22 protein-coding genes and 1 tRNA gene are annotated in these 22,731 nt (G+C 50.4%); 13 read left to right on the top strand and 10 right to left on the bottom strand.

Going from position 1 to position 22,731, the window contains the following annotated elements; translation table 11 throughout:
* Positions 1-32: 32 nt before the first annotated feature.
* Positions 33-776, top strand: a complete 744-nt coding sequence (locus tag FDX24_RS11750) for an SDR family oxidoreductase (protein WP_137364345.1) — start codon at positions 33-35, stop codon at positions 774-776.
* 41 nt (positions 777-817) lie between these two features.
* On the opposite strand, the gene bglA is transcribed toward FDX24_RS11750, so the two are convergent.
* Positions 818-2,251 carry a 6-phospho-beta-glucosidase BglA gene (gene bglA, locus FDX24_RS11745; RefSeq protein ID WP_137364344.1) on the bottom strand — a complete coding sequence of 478 codons (1,434 nt, stop codon included), beginning with the start codon at positions 2,249-2,251 and terminating at the stop codon, positions 818-820.
* 120 nt (positions 2,252-2,371) lie between these two features.
* The gene (locus FDX24_RS11740; RefSeq protein WP_061068520.1) at positions 2,372-3,100 is read right to left on the bottom strand and encodes a MurR/RpiR family transcriptional regulator; all 729 of its coding nucleotides are present in this window, start codon (positions 3,098-3,100) and stop codon (positions 2,372-2,374) included.
* Between the two features lie 52 nt (positions 3,101-3,152).
* Here FDX24_RS11740 and yqfB point away from each other — a divergent pair, with 52 nt between their 5' ends.
* Positions 3,153-3,464, top strand: a complete 312-nt coding sequence (gene yqfB, locus FDX24_RS11735) for a N(4)-acetylcytidine aminohydrolase (RefSeq protein WP_137364343.1) — start codon at positions 3,153-3,155, stop codon at positions 3,462-3,464.
* A gap of 163 nt (positions 3,465-3,627) precedes the next feature.
* Complete coding sequence (locus FDX24_RS11730) at positions 3,628-4,287, top strand: hemolysin III family protein (RefSeq protein ID WP_101742747.1); 660 nt, start codon at positions 3,628-3,630, stop codon at positions 4,285-4,287.
* Positions 4,288-4,377: 90 nt separating this feature from the next.
* On the opposite strand, the gene ygfZ is transcribed toward FDX24_RS11730, so the two are convergent.
* A complete protein-coding gene (gene ygfZ, locus FDX24_RS11725) occupies positions 4,378-5,358 on the bottom strand; it encodes a tRNA-modifying protein YgfZ (RefSeq protein ID WP_137364342.1) in 981 nt (326 codons plus the stop codon).
* Positions 5,359-5,613: 255 nt separating this feature from the next.
* Here ygfZ and sdhE point away from each other — a divergent pair, with 255 nt between their 5' ends.
* Together sdhE and FDX24_RS11715 are read left to right on the top strand one after the other, a co-directional pair.
* A complete protein-coding gene (gene sdhE, locus FDX24_RS11720; RefSeq protein WP_005123351.1) occupies positions 5,614-5,880 on the top strand; it encodes an FAD assembly factor SdhE in 267 nt (88 codons plus the stop codon).
* Positions 5,861-6,268: a protein YgfX gene (locus tag FDX24_RS11715; RefSeq protein WP_048213165.1), complete on the top strand. Its 408-nt coding sequence runs from the start codon at positions 5,861-5,863 to the stop codon at positions 6,266-6,268. Before sdhE ends, FDX24_RS11715 begins: the two co-directional genes overlap by 20 nt.
* A gap of 91 nt (positions 6,269-6,359) precedes the next feature.
* On the opposite strand, the gene fldB is transcribed toward FDX24_RS11715, so the two are convergent.
* Positions 6,360-6,881, bottom strand: coding sequence for a flavodoxin FldB (gene fldB, locus FDX24_RS11710; protein WP_040232135.1), 522 nt, complete (start codon positions 6,879-6,881; stop codon positions 6,360-6,362).
* Between the two features lie 113 nt (positions 6,882-6,994).
* Here fldB and xerD point away from each other — a divergent pair, with 113 nt between their 5' ends.
* The 5 genes from xerD (at position 6,995) to lysS (ending at position 13,210) form a co-directional block, all read left to right on the top strand.
* A complete protein-coding gene (xerD, locus tag FDX24_RS11705) occupies positions 6,995-7,891 on the top strand; it encodes a site-specific tyrosine recombinase XerD (protein WP_005123354.1) in 897 nt (298 codons plus the stop codon).
* 23 nt (positions 7,892-7,914) lie between these two features.
* The gene (dsbC, locus tag FDX24_RS11700) at positions 7,915-8,628 is read left to right on the top strand and encodes a bifunctional protein-disulfide isomerase/oxidoreductase DsbC (protein WP_137364341.1); all 714 of its coding nucleotides are present in this window, start codon (positions 7,915-7,917) and stop codon (positions 8,626-8,628) included.
* A gap of 5 nt (positions 8,629-8,633) precedes the next feature.
* Positions 8,634-10,367 (top strand): single-stranded-DNA-specific exonuclease RecJ, encoded by a 1,734-nt coding sequence (recJ, locus tag FDX24_RS11695; RefSeq protein ID WP_137364340.1) that lies wholly within the window; start codon positions 8,634-8,636, stop codon positions 10,365-10,367.
* 217 nt (positions 10,368-10,584) lie between these two features.
* Positions 10,585-11,683 (top strand): peptide chain release factor 2 gene (gene prfB / locus FDX24_RS11690; RefSeq protein ID WP_096878465.1). Its coding sequence is split into 2 segments (ribosomal slippage): positions 10,585-10,659 and positions 10,661-11,683, totalling 1,098 coding nucleotides; the frame shifts between segments, so codons are not numbered across the junction.
* Between the two features lie 9 nt (positions 11,684-11,692).
* Positions 11,693-13,210, top strand: coding sequence for a lysine--tRNA ligase (lysS, locus tag FDX24_RS11685; protein ID WP_115642921.1), 1,518 nt, complete (start codon positions 11,693-11,695; stop codon positions 13,208-13,210).
* Positions 13,211-13,306: 96 nt separating this feature from the next.
* Here the strand turns inward: lysS and idi are convergent, their stop codons facing one another.
* On the bottom strand, positions 13,307-13,855 hold the full coding sequence (idi, locus tag FDX24_RS11680) for an isopentenyl-diphosphate Delta-isomerase (RefSeq protein ID WP_048213161.1): 549 nt from the start codon (positions 13,853-13,855) through the stop codon (positions 13,307-13,309).
* A 166-nt stretch (positions 13,856-14,021) separates the two neighbouring features.
* On the opposite strand from idi, the gene actS reads away from it, so the two are divergent.
* Entirely contained in the window at positions 14,022-14,780 is a 759-nt protein-coding gene (actS, locus tag FDX24_RS11675; RefSeq protein ID WP_048213497.1) for an amidase activator ActS, read from the top strand.
* 80 nt (positions 14,781-14,860) lie between these two features.
* A tRNA-Gly gene (locus tag FDX24_RS11670) sits at positions 14,861-14,934 on the top strand.
* Between the two features lie 303 nt (positions 14,935-15,237).
* On the opposite strand, the gene FDX24_RS11665 is transcribed toward FDX24_RS11670, so the two are convergent.
* The 5 genes from FDX24_RS11665 to FDX24_RS11645 form a co-directional block, all read right to left on the bottom strand.
* The gene (locus FDX24_RS11665) at positions 15,238-16,404 is read right to left on the bottom strand and encodes a lactate oxidase (protein WP_137364361.1); all 1,167 of its coding nucleotides are present in this window, start codon (positions 16,402-16,404) and stop codon (positions 15,238-15,240) included.
* A gap of 49 nt (positions 16,405-16,453) precedes the next feature.
* Entirely contained in the window at positions 16,454-17,020 is a 567-nt protein-coding gene (locus FDX24_RS11660; RefSeq protein WP_137364339.1) for a YceI family protein, read from the bottom strand.
* Between the two features lie 238 nt (positions 17,021-17,258).
* Complete coding sequence (locus tag FDX24_RS11655) at positions 17,259-17,888, bottom strand: hypothetical protein (protein ID WP_115601511.1); 630 nt, start codon at positions 17,886-17,888, stop codon at positions 17,259-17,261.
* Positions 17,888-18,610, bottom strand: coding sequence for a hypothetical protein (locus FDX24_RS11650; protein WP_115601512.1), 723 nt, complete (start codon positions 18,608-18,610; stop codon positions 17,888-17,890). The genes FDX24_RS11655 and FDX24_RS11650 overlap by 1 nt, the downstream gene beginning before the upstream one ends.
* 272 nt (positions 18,611-18,882) lie before the next feature.
* Entirely contained in the window at positions 18,883-19,419 is a 537-nt protein-coding gene (locus tag FDX24_RS11645) for a GNAT family N-acetyltransferase (RefSeq protein WP_137364338.1), read from the bottom strand.
* Between the two features lie 840 nt (positions 19,420-20,259).
* On the opposite strand from FDX24_RS11645, the gene pgaA reads away from it, so the two are divergent.
* On the top strand, positions 20,260-22,722 hold the full coding sequence (gene pgaA, locus FDX24_RS11640) for a poly-beta-1,6 N-acetyl-D-glucosamine export porin PgaA (RefSeq protein WP_048213136.1): 2,463 nt from the start codon (positions 20,260-20,262) through the stop codon (positions 22,720-22,722).
* The last annotated feature ends 9 nt before the right edge of the window (positions 22,723-22,731 follow it).

Raw genomic sequence — 22,731 nt, 5'->3', positions numbered from 1 at the left:
CTTCGGCGCCTTTATTTTTTGGGAGAAACGTTATGGCTATAGCATTGGTGACGGGCGGCAGTCGTGGCATTGGCCGAGCAACCGCATTGCAACTGGCGCAAGAGGGCTACATGGTCGCGGTGAACTTTCATCACAATATTCGTGCGGCAACGGAGGTGGTGAACAGCATCGCCGCTGCTGGCGGGAAGGCGTTTGCTTTACGGGCGGATATCAGCGATGAAAGCCAGGTTGTAGCAATGTTTGAGTCTATTGACCGTGAAGGCGAGCCGCTGACTGCCCTGGTGAATAATGTCGGGATCTTGTTTGAGCAAAGCTCGGTCGAAAACTTAACCGCTGAACGCATTAATCGCGTCATGGCGACCAATGTTACCGGCTATTTTCTGTGCTGTCGGGAAGCGGTAAAGCGAATGTCGTTTAAGCATGGTGGTCAGGGCGGGGCGATTGTGAATGTCTCTTCAGCGGCCTCACGGCTTGGCGCCCCTTTCGAGTATGTTGATTACGCGGCCTCGAAAGGCGCGGTGGACACGCTTACCACCGGTCTGGCGCTGGAGGTTGCGGCGCAGGGCATCCGCGTGAACGGTGTGCGACCGGGTCTTATCTACACTGAAATGCATGCGTCAGGCGGCGAGCCGGGAAGGGTCGATCGCGTGAAATCTATGTTGCCTATGCAGCGTGGCGGGCAGCCGGAAGAAGTCGCGCAGGCGATTACCTGGCTACTGAGCGAGAAGGCATCTTACGTAACGGGCAGTTTTCTGGAACTGGCGGGCGGGAAGTAGGGACTTGATTGCCGGATGGCGCAGCGCCATCCGGCAAAAAATCACAAATTCTCGCCGTTGCTGGCAATCACCGTTTTATACCACTCAAAACTCTTCTTGCGCGAACGCGACATATCGCCGGTGCCGTCGTCGTGTTTATTCACATAGATAAAGCCATACCGTTTGCTGTACTGGCCGGTGGTGAATGACACGCAGTCGATGCAGCCCCACGGCGTGTAGCCCATCAGGTCTACGCCATCATACGTTACTGCTTTCATCATTTCTTCGACGTGAGCGCGCAGATAGTCGATGCGATAGTCGTCGTTGATGCTGCCGTCTTCTTCTACTTTGTCATAAGCGCCAAACCCGTTTTCAACGATAAACAGCGGCTTCTGGTAGCGTTCATACAGCTCACATAAGGCATAGCGCAGACCGACGGGGTCAATCTGCCAGCCCCAGTCGGATGCTTTGACGTGCGGGTTCGGTACGCTACCCTCAAAGCCGGAAATCGCATCACCGCTGCCACCTTCCGCTTTAACGGCGTTGGTCATGTAGTAGCTGAAACCGAGATAGTCACAGGTGCCTTCGCGCAGGATTTGCTCGTCGCCGTCTTCCATCCTGATGTTAAATTCACGGCGTTCCCATTCGTTTAGCACATAAGACGGGTAGTAACCGCGCAGTTGAACATCGGTGAAAACGTAACGCTCACGCATCGATTCCTGCGCGAACATCACATCTTCAGGCTTACAGGAGAACGGGTACAGCGGGACCATCGCCAGCATGCAGCCGACTTTCATTTCCGGGTTGATGCGACGTGCGGCTTTTACTGCCAGAGCGCTGGCCACGAACTGGTGGTGCAGCACCTGGTACATGGTCTCTTCCGGGTTTTTATACTCGGTATACACCACGCCGGAGCAGCAATAACCAAACAGCGGCGCGCGCCAGTTACGCTGGTTGTTGATTTCATTGAAGGTCATCCAGTATTTGACCTTGTGCTTGTAGCGCTCAAAAACGACTTCAGCAAAACGGACAAAGAAATCGACGACTTTACGATTGGTCCAGCTACCGTACTGTTGAACCAAATGCAGTGGCATTTCGAAGTGGGAAAGGGTGATGACCGGTTCAATGTTGTACTTCAGCAGTTCATCAAACATGTCGTCGTAGAATTTTAAGCCTTCTTCATTTGGCTGGGTTTCGTCCCCTTTCGGGAAGATGCGGGTCCAGGCAATTGACGTACGGAAGCATTTGAAGCCCATCTCGGCAAACAGCTTAATGTCTTCTTCATAATGACCGTAAAAATCGACAGCTTCGTGGTTGGGATAGTATTTACCCGGTACGACATCCTGAGTAATTTCTCGCGGAACGCCGTGTGCCCCACCGGTCAGGACGTCGCAAATGCTGGGGCCTTTGCCACCTTTGTTCCAGCCGCCTTCAACCTGATGCGCCGCCACCGCGCCGCCCCATAAAAAATCGTTTGGTAAGGTAAGTTTTTTCATCTGCGCTCAGTCTCAAATTAATACAATCTGATTTTGAGTCTAACAAAGGAAAGATAAATGTCACGATATAACAAAATAGCGTAAATGTGATTTGTTACATCAAAAAAACAGATTGTTTTTTTACGCTATTCTTTTCGCCAGCTTGCGACCGAGTGATTCCAGAATATAAATAACGGGGATCTGCGTGGTTATATCGTATACCCCGGCAATACGTGTTTGTGGAACATGCCAGGAGAGATTAAAGTCGGCGAGTTTCGCCAGGCGAGAGTGTTCATGGCTGGTGACAGACAGAACCTTACAGTTGTGCAGACTGAACTGGCTGGCAAAGCGCAGGATCTCTTCTGTTTCACCAGAAACGGAAAGCACGATCGCCAGCGCGTTTCTGGCCATGTCGTTAGTTACCGGGAAATAAGGATCGTCAATGTGATTACTGAATTTACCGACGTTTGAGAAAAAACGTGCGCCATATTTTGCCAGCGCTCCAGACGTTCCCGCTCCGACGAATATAATACGCTCGGAAGATAATATAATATCAACAGCCTGATCGAGCAGTTTATCGAACTCGTCGTTATTGACGCCTTTAAAGAAGCTGATAATTTCGCTGGCACCGAAATTAGCCTGTTGCGGTTCATTCTGCTCTAAATATAATTTGAAGCGTAAGCGAAATTCTGAGTAACCCTCACACTTAAGCTTGCGGCAAAAGCGCAGTACGGTGGTGGTGGAAACGCCCACGGCATCAGCCAGTTCGCGAATGGTCATGTACATGACTTTGTCACGGTTTTTGATGACATAGTTGTAGACCAGCATCTCAAGATTGTTGAGACTGGCGATGGCAGCGTGGGAGAACATACTCACAATGGCAAAACTCACTCATCAGACTTTATCTACAGGGAATAATAACATGCAGCCAAATGACATCACTTTTTTTCAGCGTTTCCAGGATGACATTCTGGCCGGACGCAAAACCATCACCATTCGTGACGAGTCCGAATCACACTTTAAAGCCGGGGACATTCTACGGGTTGGACGCTTTGAAGATGAGGGCTACTTCTGCACGATTGAAGTTGTCGGCACCTCAACGGTTACGCTGGATAGGCTAACGGAAAAACATGCCCAGCAGGAAAACATGGCGCTCGATGAGCTTAAACAGGTGATCGCCGAGATTTACCCGGATCAAACGCAATTTTATGTGATTGATTTTAAATGCCTTTAACTTTACAGGTACAGCTGTTAGCTGAAATATAAAATGCAATTATATGATTTTTATTAATTATTTATTATTTGATAAATATTTTAGCTAACATGTGTTCACTGGAACCATTCTCAGTTACGCTAGAGGCGCAATAACGAAAGTGTTCGTTTCTGGGGAGTAACTTATGGTTCAGAAGCCATTAATCGCGCAGGGATATTCGCTGGCAGAGGAAATAGCCAATAGCATCAGTCACGGTATCGGGCTGGTGTTTGGGATTGTCGGACTGGTGCTGTTACTGGTTCAGGCAGTGGATACCAACGCCAGCGCCATGGCTATTACCAGCTATAGCCTGTACGGCGGCAGCATGATCCTGCTGTTCCTTGCCTCAACCTTGTATCATGCGATCCCCCATCAGAGAGCGAAAGTCTGGCTGAAAAAATTCGACCACTGCGCGATTTATCTGCTGATTGCCGGGACCTACACGCCATTTCTGCTGGTGGGGCTGGATTCGCCGCTGGCACGCGGACTGATGATTGTTATCTGGAGCCTGGCGCTAATCGGTATTTTATTCAAACTGACTATTGCGCACCGCTTTAAGGTTCTGTCGCTGGTGACCTACCTGACAATGGGCTGGCTATCGCTGATAGTGGTGTATCAACTGGCGGTTAAGCTGTCGGCGGGTGGTGTGACGTTGCTGGCCGTTGGCGGCGTCGTGTATTCGCTGGGCGTTATTTTCTACGTCTGTAAGCGCATTCCTTACAACCACGCGATCTGGCATGGCTTTGTGCTGGGCGGCAGCGTTTGCCACTTCCTGGCAATCTATCTGTACGTTGGTCAGGCTTAACCCTTGATGCCGGATGGCGGCTAACGCCTTATCCGGCCTACAAAATGTGCCTGTAGGCCGGATAAGCGTGCGCTATCCGGCGTTAATCTTTTACTCTTCCAGCGAATACGGCAGCGGTACGATATGCAGCGTTTTTGCATCGTCGCGAACGCGGAACACGCTGTCGGCTTCCATGTCGTTATTCATCACAACCTGCACCAGCACTTGTCCATCAGCCAGCTGTACCGCGGCGAGTACGGTGCCGGTACGACGCCAGTTCTCGCCCATTTTCAGCTCAAGGTCTTCACCCGCTTCCGGCACCCGACTGGCCGCACCTGCCAGAGTCCACATGGCGCGTTTATTGGCGCCGCGGAATTTTGCACGGGCAACCATTTCCTGACCGGTATAGCAGCCTTTTTTAAAGCTGATACCGCCCAATGCCTGCAGATTGGTGGCCTGCGGAATAAACTGTGCGCTGTTGGCAGTATCAATAACCGGAATACCCGCTTCGATATCCAGCGCCAGCCACTGTTGGCTGTTATTCAATTCTGCTTCGCCACGCAGTTTCTCCGCAATCATCTCAGCTGTTGCGACATCAACGATCAGCAGGAAGCGTTCAGATGGATGCTCGAACCACAGCAGGGTGGAAGCGCCGTGGGTAACGACCTGCTTATCGCTGGTTGGCAGTTCGTTAAAGAGATTGGCTAGCGCCGCGCGCGCCTGGAAGCCCGCTACGCCCAGCAGGACGCGCTCGTCATCCGGGGCAATCACGACCTTCGAGAAGACGGCGTATTTTTTCAGTTCGGTCAATTGGGCATCACGCAGGCTACGGCGTTCAAGCCAGGCAAAACCATCAGCCTGACGGAAGAGACGCAGGTTGCTCCACATTTTACCTTTGGCATCGCAGTGAGCTGCCAGCAGGTGTTGCTGTTCGGTCATCTGGCTGACATCAGCGGTGACCTGGCCCTGGATGTACTTTTCACTGTCGACGCCGGTAATGGTGGCGAGAGCCCAGTCGTCGAGCGTCATTAGCGTCAGAGGCAAACGTGCCGACGCACACGGCTGGCGAGGAGGAAACGATGTAAAAGCCATAATAATGTCCTGATTTGCTTAACGCGATAATAATGACTAATGGTAAAAGAGCTATAGGCTATTGCAAGCGGTTTAAACATCCTGTTTGTGCCTTATATTAAGCTTTGCGAGGAGACATCCAAAAAAGTGAACCCTTTGACTTAATGTGGTTTTATTTAGCGATCGCGCTTCCGTTTACTGATATTCCCGTAAAAGAGCGTGAAAAACACGTTACAATAGCCGGATACTTCGTTTTCGCGAGACAGGGAAAAGAACATGGATATTAACAACAAAGCACGTATTCATTGGGCATGCCGCCGCGGTATGCGTGAACTGGACATCTCTATCATGCCGTTTTTCGAACATGAGTATGACAACTTAAGTGACGAAGAAAAACGCATCTTTATCCGTCTGCTGGAATGTGATGATCCAGACTTATTTAACTGGTTGATGAATCATGGGAAACCGGCTGATGAGCAGTTGGAGCAGATGGTGCGACTCATCCAGACACGGAATCGGGAACGTGGTCCAGTGGCAATCTGATTTACGCGTTTCATGGCGCGCACAGTGGCTCTCTCTGCTCATTCATGGGCTGGTTGCGGTATTCATTTTATTGATGCCCTGGCCATTGAGCTACACCCCATTATGGTTGGTGCTGCTCTCTCTGGTGGTGTTTGATAGCGTACGCAGTCAGCGTCGCATTAACGCTTGTCAGGGAGAAATTAGACTGTTAATGGACGGTCGCCTGCGCTGGCAGGGGCAAGAGTGGTCTATCGTTTGTGCACCCTGGATGATTAAAACGGGCATGATGCTGCGTTTGCGTTCAGATGCGGGAAAACGTCAGCATTTGTGGCTGGCAGCGGACAGCATGGATGACGCTGAGTGGCGGGATTTGCGGCGGTTAATGCTGCAACAGGTAAAGCAGGGTTAACGCCGGCGAATGACTGATGGCGAGCAGCTACGGTTTAGCGCGCTATGTAAGCCGGAGAAGGCATTCACGCCGTCATCCGGCAAACTGGCTATCAGGACCAGTGTTCGGCCATTTCACCGAGAATTTGCTCACACCATGCCTGGATACGTTCATCGCTGAGGTCGTACTGGTTCGTTTCATCCAGAGCTAAACCGACAAACAACTGCCCATCGGCAATCACGGGTTTATCACTGGTGAACTCATAACCTTCTGTTGGCCAGTAACCGACAAACTTAACGCCTTTGGTGACCAGTTTATCATGCAGCATACCCAGTGCATCAAGGAACCACTCACCGTACCCCAGTTGATCGCCCATGCCGTAAAGCGCGACAATCTTGCCTTCCAGGTTGAGGTTGTCCAGTTGATCCCAGACCACTTCCCAGTCTTCCTGAATTTCACCGAAATCCCAGGTTGGAATACCCAAAATGAGCACGTCATACTGCTCCATTAGAGCCGGGGAATCATCCTTGAGATTGTGCAGTGTCACCAGTTCGGGACCCAGGATATCGCGGATTTTTTCTGCTGCCATTTCGGTGTAGCAGGTGCTGGAACCGTAAAAAAGACCCATGTTCATGACGTAAACATCTCAATTCTGCTGTAGCGTTGCGGGTAGTGTAACAGAATCGCCGCAATCCCGGCACAATGAGGCATAATGCATCAAAAATGAGAGTGGAATAAGGGGCGCGAGTGGAACAGGATCTGGCGCGCATCGAGCAGTTTCTTGATGCACTGTGGCTGGAACGAAATCTGGCAGAGAACACGTTAAGTGCGTATCGTCGCGATCTGACAATGCTTGTTGAATGGTTGCACCATCGTGGCATTTCACTGGCGACGGCGCAAAGTGATGATTTGCAGGCATTGCTGGCTGAGCGGATGGATGGCGGGTATAAAGCCACCAGTTCAGCACGTTTGCTCAGTGCCATGCGGCGTTTTTTTCAGCATCTTTACGGCGAAAAATTTCGCGAAGACGATCCAAGCGCCTCGCTTGCTTCACCTAAACTTCCGCAGCGTTTGCCAAAAGATCTCAGCGAAGCGCAGGTAGAACGGCTGCTGCAGGCTCCGCTTATTGACCAACCGCTTGAGCTACGCGACAAAGCGATGCTGGAGGTTTTGTACGCTACGGGGTTGCGCGTATCAGAGTTGGTGGGGCTGACGATGAGCGATATTAGTCTGCGCCAGGGCGTTGTGCGGGTGATTGGTAAAGGCAACAAAGAGCGGCTTGTGCCGTTGGGCGAAGAAGCCGTGTACTGGCTGGAAACATACCTGGAACACGGTCGTCCGTGGTTGCTCAACGGCGTATCGATTGACGTACTGTTTCCCAGCCAGCGTGCGCAGCAGATGACCCGTCAGACTTTCTGGCATCGTATTAAACACTATGCTGTGTTAGCAGGGATCGACAGCGAGAAACTGTCACCGCACGTATTGCGGCATGCTTTTGCCACGCATCTGCTCAATCACGGCGCTGACCTGCGCGTGGTGCAGATGCTGCTGGGGCATAGCGATCTCTCGACTACGCAGATTTATACACATGTCGCAACGGAGCGCTTGCGTCAACTACATCAACAGCATCACCCACGAGCGTGAGTGCTGACAGTAAAGGATAGGTTATGAAGAAACGTTTTATGATGCTCACCCTGCTGGCTACAGCGTTTTCAGGCATGGTGCATGCAGACGATGCAGCTATTCGCCAGTCATTAGCGAAGCTGGGCGTGCAGAGCACCGAAATTCAACCTGCTCCGGTTGCGGGCATGAAAACCGTACTGACCAATAGCGGTGTGCTGTACGTGACTGAAGACGGCAAGCATATTATTCAGGGGCCGATGTATGACGTAAGTGGCGCAAGTCCGGTAAATGTCACTAATCAACTGCTGATGAAGCATCTGAATGCGCTGGAAAAAGAGATGATCGTCTACAAAGCGCCGCAGGAAAAACACGTCATCACCGTTTTCACCGACATCACCTGTGGTTACTGCCACAAGTTGCATGAAGAGATGAAAGACTACAATGCGTTAGGGATCACCGTCCGTTATCTGGCCTTCCCTCGACAGGGGCTGGAAAGCCTGGCCGAGCAGGACATGAAGTCAATCTGGTGTGCAAAAGATAAAAACAAAGCCTTTGACGATGCAATGGCGGGCAAGGGCGTGAAAGCGGCGACCTGTGATGTGGATATCGCGAATCATTACGCGCTGGGCGTGCAGTTTGGCGTCAGTGGCACACCGGCGATTGTCCTGAGCAACGGCTATGTTGTTCCGGGCTATCAGGGGCCGAAAGAGATGAAAGAATTCCTCGACGCACACGAAAAACAGACCAGCGGTAAATAATTCGCGTGAAACAACAGATACAACTTCGTCGGCGTGAAGCCGACGAGACCGCCGAGCTACCAGCCGACTTGCCGCCGCTGCTGCGTCGTTTGTACGCCAGTCGCGGCGTGCGCAGCGCGCAGGAGCTTGAGCGTAGCGTGAAAGGCATGCTGCCGTGGCAGCATTTGAACGGCGTCGAAAAAGCGGTTGAGATCCTCTATAACGCCTTTCGCGAAGGAACCCGCATCATTGTGGTGGGGGATTTCGATGCCGATGGTGCGACCAGCACGGCGCTGAGCATCCTGGCAATGCGTGCGTTGGGCTGCAGCAACGTTGACTACCTGGTGCCTAATCGTTTTGAAGACGGCTATGGTTTAAGCCCGGAAGTCGTGGATCAGGCCCATGCCCGGGGCGCTCAGCTAATTGTCACCGTAGACAACGGCATCTCGTCTCACGCGGGAGTCGAACATGCCAGAGCGTTGGGGATCCCGGTCGTTGTGACCGATCACCACCTGCCCGGTGACACGCTGCCGGGCGCAGAGGCGATCATCAACCCTAACCTGCCCGACTGTGAATTCCCGTCGAAATCGCTGGCAGGCGTTGGTGTAGCCTTCTATCTGATGCTGGCGCTGCGTACTTTCCTGCGTGACAAAGGTTGGTTTGATGAACGAGGCATTGCACCGCCGAACCTGGCAGATTTGCTTGATCTGGTTGCTTTGGGCACAGTAGCAGACGTGGTGCCGCTGGATGCCAATAACCGTATCCTGACGTGGCAAGGTTTAAGCCGCATTCGTGCTGGAAAGTGCCGCCCTGGCATTAAGGCGCTACTGGAGATTTCCAATCGTGACCCGCTCAAACTGGCCGCCAGTGATTTAGGTTTTGCGCTTGGCCCTCGGCTGAACGCGGCAGGTCGTCTGGATGATATGTCCGTCGGCGTGGCGCTGCTACTGTGTGACAACATTGGTGAAGCGCGCGTGCTGGCCAATGAGCTGGACGCGCTAAACCAGACACGAAAAGAGATTGAACAGGGGATGCAGGCAGAAGCACTGACCCTGTGTGAAAAGCTGGAACGCAGTAGTGACACACTCCCAGGCGGCCTGGCAATGTACCACCCAGAGTGGCATCAGGGCGTGGTGGGGATTCTGGCGTCGCGCATCAAAGAGCGCTTCCATCGTCCGGTGATTGCGTTTGCGCCTGCCGGTGACGGTACGCTGAAAGGCTCCGGACGTTCGATCCAGGGACTGCATATGCGTGATGTGCTGGAGCGTCTGGATACGCTTTATCCCGGCATGATCATTAAGTTTGGTGGACATGCGATGGCAGCAGGTCTGTCGCTGGAAGAAGCGCAGTTTGAGCGTTTCCAGCAGCGTTTTGGCGAACTGGTAACAGAATGGCTTGACCCCGCTTTATTACAGGGTGAGGTAGTCTCTGATGGTCCGCTGAGTGTGGCAGAGATGACCATGGAGGTCGCGCAAATGCTGCGCGATGCCGGCCCGTGGGGACAAATGTTCCCGGAGCCGCTGTTTGACGGGCATTTCCGCCTGCTTCAGCAGCGCCTGGTCGGTGAGCGTCATCTGAAGGTGATGGTGGAGCCTGTTGGCGGCGGCCCACTGCTGGACGGAATTGCGTTTAATGTCGATACCACATGCTGGCCGGATAACGGTGTTCGCGAAGTTCAGCTTGCCTACAAACTGGATATTAATGAGTTTCGCGGTAACCGCAGCCTGCAGATTATAATCGATAATATCTGGCCACTTTAGCGTCACAATACACATAATCATTCAAGCTGCATCGAGGCGGCAAGTGAATGAGTCCCCAGGAGCGTACAACGAGTACGTGACTGGGGTGAATTCGCGCAGCCAACAAAGAGTCAGCTTGAAGGATGACGTGTATATTCGCTATAAAAAAGGGTGTGGATTGGTTACAATCCCGCTCTTATAACCGCATTTTGACTCGTTCAATAAAAGAAATCAGACCATGTTTGAAATTAATCCGGTAAATAACCGCATTCAGGACCTCACGGAACGCTCAGACGTTCTTAGGGGGTATCTTTGACTATGATGCCAAGAAAGAGCGTCTGGAAGAAGTAAACGCCGAGCTGGAACAGCCGGACGTGTGGAACGAACCCGAACGTGCACAGGCGCTGGGTAAAGAACGTTCTTCCCTTGAGGCCATCGTTGATACGCTCGATCAGATGAGCCAGGGCCTGGAAGATGTCTCCGGCCTGTTGGAACTGGCTGTAGAAGCCGATGACGAAGAAACCTTTAACGAAGCCGTAGCAGAACTCGATACGCTGGAAGATAAACTGGCACAGCTGGAGTTCCGTCGTATGTTCTCCGGTGAATATGACAGCGCAGATTGCTATCTCGATATCCAGGCTGGCTCCGGCGGTACCGAAGCGCAGGATTGGGCCAGCATGCTGATGCGTATGTATCTGCGTTGGGCTGAAGCGCGCGGCTTTAAGACCGAAATTATTGAAGAGTCTGAAGGTGAAGTGGCGGGTATTAAATCCGTGACCATCAGAATCGCTGGAGAATATGCTTACGGTTGGCTGCGTACTGAAACCGGTGTACACCGCCTGGTACGTAAAAGCCCGTTCGATTCCGGCGGCCGTCGCCATACGTCGTTCAGTTCGGCGTTTGTCTACCCGGAAGTTGACGATGATATCGATATCGATATCAACCCAGCGGACCTGCGTATCGACGTTTATCGCGCCTCTGGTGCGGGTGGTCAGCACGTTAACCGTACAGAATCTGCGGTGCGTATTACCCACATCCCGACCGGGATTGTGACGCAGTGCCAGAACGACCGTTCCCAGCACAAGAACAAAGACCAGGCCATGAAGCAGATGAAAGCGAAGCTTTATGAACTGGAAATGCAGAAGAAGAATGCCGAGAAACAGGCGATGGAAGACACCAAGTCAGATATCGGCTGGGGTAGCCAGATTCGTTCTTATGTCCTTGATGACTCCCGCATTAAAGATCTGCGTACCGGGGTTGAAACCCGTAACACGCAGGCAGTGCTGGATGGCAGCCTGGATCAATTTATCGAAGCAAGTTTGAAAGCAGGGTTATGAGGAACCAACATGTCTGAACAACACGCACAGGGCGCTGACGCGGTAGCCGACCTTAACAATGAACTGAAAACGCGCCGTGAGAAGCTGGCGAGCCTGCGCGAGCAGGGGATCCCGTTCCCGAACGATTTCCGTCGCGATCATACCTCAGACCAACTGCACGCTGACTTCGACGCGAAAGAAAACGAAGAACTGGAAGCGCTGAACATTGAGGTATCCGTTGCTGGCCGCATGATGACCCGTCGTATTATGGGTAAAGCATCATTCGTTACGCTGCAGGACGTGGGCGGCCGTATTCAGCTGTACGTTGCGCGCGACGATCTGCCGGAAGGCGTCTACAACGAGCAGTTCAAGAAGTGGGATCTGGGCGATATCCTCGGCGCGAAAGGTAAGTTGTTTAAGACCAAAACCGGCGAACTGTCCATCCATTGTACCGAGCTGCGTCTGCTGACCAAAGCCCTGCGCCCGCTGCCGGATAAATTCCACGGTCTGCAGGATCAGGAAGCGCGTTACCGCCAGCGTTACCTGGATCTCATCTCTAATGATGAATCCCGCAACACCTTTAAAGTGCGTTCACAGATCATGGCGGGTATCCGTCAGTTCATGGTGGGCCGCGGCTTTATGGAAGTTGAAACCCCGATGATGCAGGTGATCCCCGGCGGTGCGGCAGCACGTCCGTTTATCACCCACCATAACGCGCTGGATCTGGACATGTACCTGCGTATTGCGCCGGAACTGTACCTCAAGCGTCTGGTGGTGGGCGGTTTCGAACGCGTATTCGAAATTAACCGTAACTTCCGTAACGAAGGCATCTCTGTTCGCCATAACCCAGAGTTCACTATGATGGAACTCTACATGGCTTATGCGGACTACAAAGATCTGATCGAACTGACCGAATCTCTGTTCCGTACGTTGGCGCAGAACGTTCTGGGAACGACTGAAGTGCCTTACGGTGAAGAAGTCTTCGACTTCGGTAAGCCGTTCGAAAAACTGACCATGCGCGAAGCGATTCAGAAATACCGTCCGGAAACCAACATGGCCGATCTGGATAACTTCGACTCTGCAAAAGCGATTGCTGAATCTATCGGCATCAAAGTTGAGAAGAGCTGGGGTCTGGGTCGTATCGTGACCGAGATCTTTGAAGAAGTTGCAGAAGCGCACCTGATTCAACCGACCTTCATTACCGAGTACCCGGCAGAAGTTTCTCCGCTGGCGCGTCGTAATGACGAAAACCCGGAAATCACCGATCGCTTCGAATTCTTCATCGGCGGACGTGAAATCGGTAACGGCTTCAGCGAGCTGAACGATGCCGAAGATCAGGCGCAGCGTTTCCAGGATCAGGTTAACGCCAAAGATGCGGGTGATGACGAAGCGATGTTCTACGACGAAGACTACGTTACCGCTCTGGAACACGGTCTGCCGCCGACTGCGGGCCTGGGTATTGGTATCGACCGTATGGTTATGCTGTTCACTAACAGCCACACCATCCGCGACGTGATCCTGTTCCCGGCAATGCGTCCGGTTAAGTAAGATGTGAACTGCCGGATGGCGGCTGATGCCTTATCCGGCCTACGCGGAAGACGATTCGTAGGCCGGATAAAACGCGTTTGCGTTGTCATCCGGCAATTAATGACCGCTGGAAAATGCGCGCAACAATTTTCGCGCCTTATCGTCTGAAACCTGCATTACCATCCACGGGCTGAAGGCCCACGGTGTAGCGTCAATCCCGCATAACACATCCTCAAGATTGCTCCACCGATAATCCATCACTTCCTCCGCATTCGGCTGCAGCGTGCTGATTAGCTGTGCGGCATATACCGGACAAACTTCATTTTCCACAATTCCACTGGGATCTGCGGCACAATAGCGAAAATCAGCGTATACGGGCGTGAGTGCGCGAATGTCAGCTCCCAGCTCGAAGCGGGCGCGACGGATAATGGCGTCTTCAGTTGTTTCCCCTGATTGTGGATGACCGCACACCGAGTTTGTCCAGACACCCGGCCAGGCTTTTTTATGCAGCGACCGGCGGGTGACCAGTAGTTGCCCCTGCTCGTTAAATATCCAGCATGAGAAAGCGGAGTGCAGGGGCGTTGTGGCGGTATGCGCCGCATACTTTTCCAGCGTTCCACAGGGTTGGCCCTGTTCGTTCAATAAAATGACATGTTCCTGTCGCATTGCGTCCACCCTCAATCTTAAGCGCCTACATTATATGCTTAATTAAGTCATATTGATTAACAGAGGGTGTGAAATGCCAGAGCCGACGCTTCGTTACGCGATATGATTTGGCATCCGGTTTCTGGCTGCTATGATAAAGCGTCTGAAAATGTTGCGAGGTATTGTTTTGAGTGCAGGACGCCTGAAGAAAAATGGCTTGGGTATCGTGATGCTGCTGTGTGCCGGTCTGCTGTTAGCGGGCTGTTCCGGGAGTAAGTCGTCTGATACAGGAAGTTATTCCGGCTCCGTGTATACCGTGAAGCGGGGAGATACGCTATACCGTATTTCGCGCGCCACCGGCACCAGCGTGAAAGAGATTGCCCGTCTGAATAACATTTCACCACCCTATACCATCGAAGTAGGGCAAAGGCTGAAGGTCAGCGGCGGCGCGAAAACCAGTTCAAGCTCTGGCAAAACAACCAAGAAATCCTCGACTAAAACGGCAACTGTCAGACCATCTTCATCCGTGCCGCAGTCATCCTGGCCGCCGGTGGGGCAACGCTGCTGGTTGTGGCCTGCCAGCGGTAAAGTGATCCTGCCTTATTCAACGGCGGATGGCGGCAACAAGGGTATTGATATCTCAGCTGCGCGCGGCACACCGGTTTATGCGGCGGGAGCAGGGAAGGTAGTTTATGTCGGCAACCAGCTGCGGGGCTATGGCAACCTCATCATGATTAAGCACAGTGAGGATTACATTACCGCTTATGCGCATAATGATACGCTACTGGTGAACAACGGGCAGAGCGTGAAGGCCGGGCAGAAAATTGCCACCATGGGTAGCACTGATGCGGCATCTGTACGCCTGCACTTCCAGATTCGCTATCGCGCAACGGCGATTGATCCGCTGCGTTATTTACCGCCGCAGGGGAGTAAACCTAAGTGCTAACAGGCTATTTTATCAGCAGTTAGCATAGTTTGGGCTTGTCAGAGGGTGCGTAAGGTCTATAATGGCCCACGCACCTCTTCGCGGGCGTAGTTCAATGGTAGAACGAGAGCTTCCCAAGCTCTATACGAGGGTTCGATTCCCTTCGCCCGCTCCAAACTCAAGTCTACTGAAGTCTACCGAACTCAATTTTCTCTTGATAAATCAGCAGTTATAGCATTCTATTAGTCTATTGAACTCAATTGTACTCCCTCAGGGCGACTGAGTGATTTCACTATGGGATATGCGCTTTACGGGGTCGGCTTGCACTTTGGCTATTAAGGTATTTTTCCTCCATGGTGAATAAATAAAATACCGGCCATAGTGGCCGGTATTCAGCATTATTATCTATTTTTAATAATGTCTCTGGTGAGTGGAGTAGAGGGGTTAATATTCCACACCGTTAACCCAAAGTATGCTCTTATTCTTCCAGATCACGTAAGGTCAACAATTTGGTTTTTTTCACCTGCTCGATATCTTTGGTTCCACCGAGCATCATATTGATGACTAATTCTTTGTTGAGTTGCTCGACAACAGAAGCAACACCCTGAGCCCCGCCAAGGTTTAGACCGTACAGGACAGGACGCCCAATAGCCACGATATCAGCGCCACTAGCGATAGCTTTAAATACATGTGAGCCACGACGTACACCACTATCAAAAATAATGGGTACGCGTTTATTTACCACTTTTGCGATAGAGGGCAATACATCAAATGAGGATGGCCCACTATCGAGTTGCCTTCCCCCGTGGTTAGAAACCCAGATAGCTGCAGCTCCGGCCTTAATAGCAATCTCTGCATCTTCCGGCGATTGAATTCCTTTCACAATGACCGGCAAACCGGAGATTTGGTGAACGTATTTAATATCTTCCGGTGTGAAGGCTTGTTTGGCTTGTGCGTAAATTTCGCTGATACCAGAACCTTTGCCTGTTTTTGAACCGTCATCACTCTGCTTCGCAAACATCTCAAGATTTGCAAAGCCGAGAGGGAACTGGAAATTATTTTTTATATCGTCTTCACGATATCCACCAACAGGTGAATCGACTGTCAGAATGATCGCTTTTGCACCATGCTTAACTGCTTCACTCAGTATATATTCGTTAAACTTATTGTTTTTACTCATATAGAGCTGGAAGAAAAACGGATTTCCCTCTGATGCCCTGGAAACGTCTTCAATGGTTTTATTTCCGTAGGTGCTTAAAGAGAAAATTGAACCTACCTGGGCCATTCCTCGGGCTGTGGCAAGTTCACCGGCTTCGTGCGCCAGACCCTGGGCTGCCATTGGCGCCTGGATTATGGGGGTTTTTAGCGGAATGCCCAGCAAGCTGGTTGAAAGATCGATATTTTTTAATTCAATACCTTGCAATACTCGAGGAACGATAAATTTCTTATCAAAGCTCTCGGTATTGCTGCGCAGATTATTTTCATCTTCCGCGCCTCCACGAATATAACCAAATGCTCCCTTTTCCATTCTGGCTTTTACTTGATCTTCAAGAGAGTCAATGTTGACCATTTTAATGGGGTGCTCTTCGGTGCTGGCTTTATATGCTTCGGCTTGCGCCATACCCGATGAAATCATCATAGCCATAGAGGCTATGGCCAGAACTGTTTTATTCACTTTCACTCTTACTTCCTTGTTATTGGCGTATTGCTTCAGCCTGAATACTAATATCAACTGTTTTGCTCATTCCTATGTTGACGAGATAATCAACACCCCATAGGGTACGATCAATTTTTGCAGAGAAATCGCCACCGCAGACCTGAGCGTTGAAAACCGGACTCATATAGCAGCCGAATTTGGTCGTCGTTAACGTGACAGGTTTAGTAACACCCTTCATCGTCAACATCCCTTCAATAGAGGCGGGTTTGCCCTCAGAGAAGTTCCATTTTGTTGATTTGAATACAATATTCGGATATTTTTCTGCATCGAGTATATCGCTGCTACGGATATGTTTATCAAATGCTTCCAGACCGGTATTTAGAGACTTAACAGGAATGGTTACCTGCATTTCACCTTGCTGTTTCTCTGGAAGATATTTCACTTCTCCGCTGATGGAGTAAAAGCCACCATGGTTGGTTGACGTCTGAAAATGGTCGATATTAAATGTCGCATTCGTATGCGTACTATCCAATTTATATACTTCGGCATGCGCAATATTCACAAAACCTAATGCGCATATTGTGATCAATATGTTCTTGTTCATGGTGTAACCTCAGAGATAAAAAACAGATGCATTTATAATTCATGTGTTATAACCCGTCCAGATTGAAAAGTGGGAAGCAGTGTCCCATTTATAGAACGATAGGGAGATGCAAGGGGACTATTCTCTATTGAATAATCCCCCTGCATCACTTTGGAATTATAAGGATATATTGGATTTAATATTACCCGCTCAATCGCTGATAACACTTATAAAAATTAAGTTATCCTGCGATAACAGGTTATCCTTGCATGAGATATTCTCTATGTTCCAAAATTTTTTCCACCAGTAGATTCACTCCATTGTCGTTCGCGATATCTATCAGCGGCACTGAAAATCCGATACCGCGAATTTGGTTATTGTCAGAAAATTGTACTTTGGAATGGGTATCAGGATAGCCCTCATAGCTGTCCCACATCTCTTCTGGAGAGGAATACGGTGTGTCATTGTTTGCTGCTGAGAAGAGATAAATATTCAGATAACTTTGGGATTTGTCGGCGGGTGTTTTCAGTCGGGTTGCCAGTGGTTCTTCATCTTTTGGGTACTGTGATGTGCGCTGGTGATATTCTAATTCGCTGTCAGTAACCAATTTAAAATCAATCACATAGTCGGTCATCAACATCGGTAAAGAAGGCTGCTTTTGTTTGCCAAAGACGAATGATACATCCATCATTGGCAGGTAGTCCCATTTCCAACTCTCCAGTGGATTCACGCCACGACGAGGAGGTTTATTGAAACTCCATGTATCCCAGAGGAGAAAAGAGGTTTCTATTTTCTGCGCAACCTCATTGATCATTGGCAGAATTTGCTGGTAATACGCCCCGCAGATGCGGTGAGCCTGACGAACCTGAGCAAAGGGATCATGTGTCATTATTGTTCCTTAATAAGTGATAAATCGCCGGAGAGGGGATTCTCTGTCAGAAATTGACTAAATCTGTGCCAGGGAAGCAGTGGTTCGCGGATGCCGTACAGAGCAAGGGCTTTCAGGCAATCAGCAACGATGCGCTTATCCTGAGGAGCATTCCATTCTGAATGCTGGAAAATTTCTCTGAGTCTACGCCATTCCAGTCCATGAAATTCAACCTGGGGAAACTCTGTCGCTAATTCGTGAAACCAGGATTTTGCGGCGGCGGGCAAGTTGCCCAGAGCTAAAAAATGGACAACAGGTTTGGCGTCATCATCGTGTAAATAAGTATAAAGTTCTTTTCGCCATTGCTGTTGATATTGCATCCCTCCAGCAGGTGGTTTTACCTCGACAATCAGTGCCGCATGTTCGAAAGTGATGACCACATCCGGTTCAGAAAATTGTTCCAGACCAGATGTGTATGGCTGCATTTTTTCATCAATGGAATCGGGAAAAGCGAATTTTGGCCAGAAAGCGATAGCTTCATAAGCTCCCCAATCATCCCTGGATTTCCCGGTCAATGCAGAAAAGAAATGACTCATTGCAGCAGGTGATAAATAGTTAACCCGGCTCCAGATTGCAGCTGTGAGTAGATCTTCATAGGACTGAAAAACAGTTCGCCAGCTTTGTCGCATCCCTTCATTTAGCGTTATTCTTCCCGCTTTACCTTCCAGAATGGCATTTAACATCCCATATTCCTTAATGTGGCTTAGCTAATAAAATTAGTCGGTTAGCTTTATTTTCTAATTGTTTATACTGACATGTTCAAGCGTAGCAATCATCTACCTTATCATTCCATCTTGCCAGTCCTGCACCACAGAAATCTATCTGATGAAACCCCTCTGGGTATCGTGTTGTTGTGCGCAAAAAGGCATTTTCGTAAAGGAAGATGGCGAGTAGCAGGTAGATAAAGCAGGCAAACGACTGAAATAAGTATTAAGGGGGGCCCCTCCGTTTTCCCTCAGAGCATCATGCCAGCGTCGGGCGGCAGTGTGCTGTTACCTTCACCCAGATTACGTTGTAGCAATACGGTATCGAGCCAGCGACCATGCTTGAAGCCAATATTCTTTAGCGTGCCGACCTCCATAAATCCGACCTGCTGGTGGACTTTCAGCGATCCCTGATTATTGCTGTCGCCGACGATGGCAATCATCTGTCGGTAGCCGTGTGTTTCTGCCCATGCAATGACATGGTGTAGTAGCGCTTTGCCCGCGCCCTGACGTTGTGCTGTCGGATCAATATAAATCGAGTCTTCGAGCGTATAACGGTAGGCATAGCGTTCACGGTAGCGAGTGAGATAACAGTAGCCGATGACTTTTTCGTCCTGCAGGGCCACAACCCACGGCAACCCCAGCTCGCGGATCTTAGTCAGGCGAACAAGCATTTCGTGAGAATCTGGCGGGTTAGTCTCAAAACTGGCCGTCCCGTGAAGAACATGATGTGCGTAGATAGTATGGATAGCGGGGATGTGCTTTTCTTCTGCGTTAACGATTTTCATTGACCAGTTCCCGTTGGCATCTTTTGCCAGATTACCTGAAAGAATGCGGAAAGGGTAAGCGTAAAAGCTTATGGCTCAATGGACATCATTCAATAGCATTAGGCTTGTATTTTGTAAGGGTAAAATTGATTGTCGTTGATATCGCCAATAATTTAACAAATAGATAAGTACAGTTTTACGGAATGATAAATACACTTGGGCGTAGTGGAATTAACAATTGCCTGTGGTAGTTCATTGAGGTATTCCACAATGCCATTTTTGGTAGGTGATAAACATACTGCTCATAAAGCCCTTTAATTTCATTTTGTTATATCTTTATCTAATTCTTTTTGCCTGGTGTTATGTTGCCGATTTAACCCTGAAACTTAGCCGTTTAAAATTAACTGATGTTATTTATAGTGTTATCAGTTACTGTTAATTATCAGGTTTTCCCTGTCAATTTTCAAAATGCTTATCAGGCAAACAGTTACCTGGTGTTTCTATATTTGCTGATAATAGTTATCATCACTACGTGGTTTCGTCACGGAAACTTAATCTAAATCCAGTATTCGATCCCAAGAGTATTAGGATAATTTGGTTTAAAATACTTTTTTTGCCTAAGAGTTTTCTTATAACATAGCAAGACCCCACACTGAGTGATAAAATTCCTGAGCTTTCGCCAGCCTCTCAACGACGAGTGGACGAGTCATAGGGAGTCAATAAGACGAAAGAATTAAATGATTTTTAGCCATATTACGAAATAAGCGGCAGTGCACTTTACATGGTCGGCAACCGTCATGGAATGACTATAACTTATTGAAAACGCTTATTTTTACTATGATGTAAGATATAAGGGCAGATATGTTCAGTATGCGTCGACATGCCAACTTTATTAAACGCTTCAAGTCAGTAACCTGTTTATTTACGGCAAGCGTTCTTTTCCCAATGCAAGCCTCTGCAGCAGTATCAGATTACGATGCGTTGATTATTGAAGCGCGAGGTGGTAATAGCACACCGTTATTGCGCTACCTTGAGGAGCAGGGAAAGAAAAGTGCGTTAACGCCAAATCAGGTGGCTGACTGGCTGCAAGTATCCAGTTGGGTTGATAACAACGATAAAGCAACCATTGATATCTGGCAAAGGTATCGTGGACAGATGGAAGTGCCCGCACGCGGCAAAGTGGCCGCTGCACGTGCGTATCGCAATCAGAAGAGCTGGAATGAATCATTAGCGCTCTGGGAGAGCGTTGTACAGGAAGAGCCTGAGAACGCCGATGTGCGTACTGGCTGGATCATGACGCTGGCGGATGCACGTTACAATCAGCAGGCCCTGACTGAAGCGAATAAATGGGCACGTGCGCATCCGGGGGCTGACTCTGATGCACTGCTTGCCTATGTGTATCATTCACAGGGTAAAAACTGGGATGCGCTGTTAGTCGCCAGCCAGGCGGATGAAGTTGATCCGGGTAACAAAAATGCGAAATCCACGCTGTTGTCAGCGCTGTCAGCCAACCGTGTTGCTGAACCGGCGTTGGGACTGACGGAAGTGGTTCCGACATCTGACCCCGTTAAGCGGCGTCTGGCGCTTGATGCTGCAGCCGAAAAGGTGCGCGCTTCTTATACCTCTGCACGAAATGAAGATGAGCGTTTTATCGTGGCGGATAAAGCGCTTGCCCGCTATGACCAGTTGCTGGCAGCCTGGAAAGATGAACCCGCAGCTCAGGGGGATGTGCGTCGGGCGAGGATTGACCGCATGGGGGCCCTGCTGGTGCGTAAGCGCACTGCCGACGTGATTCAGGAGTACGAATCCCTTTCCGCGGACGGTGAAGTGCCCAACTATGCCAAACGTTGGGTGGCTTCGGCGTGGCTCAGCGAACGTCAGCCGGAAAAGACCGAAGCAATGCTGGCGAGCATCTATTATCCGAACGGACCTATCCCTGTGACGCCGCTCAGTCCTGAAGATCAACAGGATCTGTTCTATGCGCATATTGATAATGAAAACTTTGATGCCGCTAAAAAACAAGTTGATGACTTGATCAAAGAGAGCCCGTATCTGCGTCGTATCTACGGCTCGCCAACGCCACAGCCTAACGATAACTGGCTGCTCGGGCAGACGCTGCTGACGCAATATCATCTTGCTGCCAATGAACTGCCTGAGGCAGAAAAACTCTCAGAACATCTGGCACGAACGGGGTCCGGTAACCAGGGGTTGCGCATAACCTATGCTTCCGTTTTGGAAGCCCGTGGATTGCCACATGCGGCGGAAAAAGAGTTAAAGCTTGCGGAAGTGATCGAGCCCAGCAACCTGGAGCTGGAGCGTCAGCAGGCCTATGTGGCGCTGGATCTTCAGGAGTGGAAACAGGCCGATGAGCTGACCGATGATGTCATCGCCCGTAGCCCGGATGACGAAGCGACGCTGCGCCTGGCACGGATCCGTGATGTACACAAAATGTCGGAAGTGCGTATCAGCGGTACGCAGGGGATCTCCTCCGATAGTCCGGTCAGCGGTAAGAATGACTTCAACATCAATACTGCGATTTACAGCCCGCCGATTAATGACAACTGGCGACTGTTTACCGGTTTCAACTTTGCCACCGGCGAGTTTGAAGAAGGAAAGGGCATCAGCCGCGATTTGGCGGCTGGTGCTGAATGGACTTCACGTGATTACTGGGCCGAAATGGAACTGTCTGGCCGTAATTATGGCGACGGGCAGAAAATGGGGGGCCGTCTTTCAGCCTGGCATGACTTCAATGATAACTGGCGTGTGGGTGGGTCAGCAGAGCGTCTTTCCCGCAATACGCCACTGCGTGCGCTGCGTAGCGGCGTATATGCAAACGGCGGCGACATGTATGTCCGCTGGTACCAAAACGAACGGCGAGAGTATCAATTGTCGTTTGCGGCCTCACATTTCTCGGATGGTAACGATCGTCTCGAATACGGGCTTAGCGGAAAAGAGCGTATGTGGACGACACCGCGCTTCACGCTGGACTTTACCCCGGGTATCGGCGGTAGCACCAACACCAAAGAGAATGTGCCGTATTACAACCCCAAAAGTGATTTCTCCGTAGTTCCCGGCTTGACCGCGGAGCAGGTGCTTTACCGACACTATGACACCGTGTGGACACAGCAAGGAGTGGCTGGTGTGGGCGGCTACTGGCAACAAGGTGAAGACGCAGGGGCTATCGTCCAGTTGGGTTACGGTCAACGGCTTAAATGGAACAACGTCGTAGATGGCGGGGTGATGCTGGTGTGGGATAAACGCCCCTACGACGGTAAACGTGAGCGGAATATCTCCCTCGCTTTCGATTTGAATGTCAGGTTTTAAGGATTGTTC

Source organism: Citrobacter sp. wls716 (assembly GCF_005280975.1).
GTDB classification, from domain to species: domain Bacteria; phylum Pseudomonadota; class Gammaproteobacteria; order Enterobacterales; family Enterobacteriaceae; genus Citrobacter; species Citrobacter youngae.
Note: the sequence above shows the minus strand (reverse complement) of the source record. Positions and strands in the feature narration are given on the sequence as shown.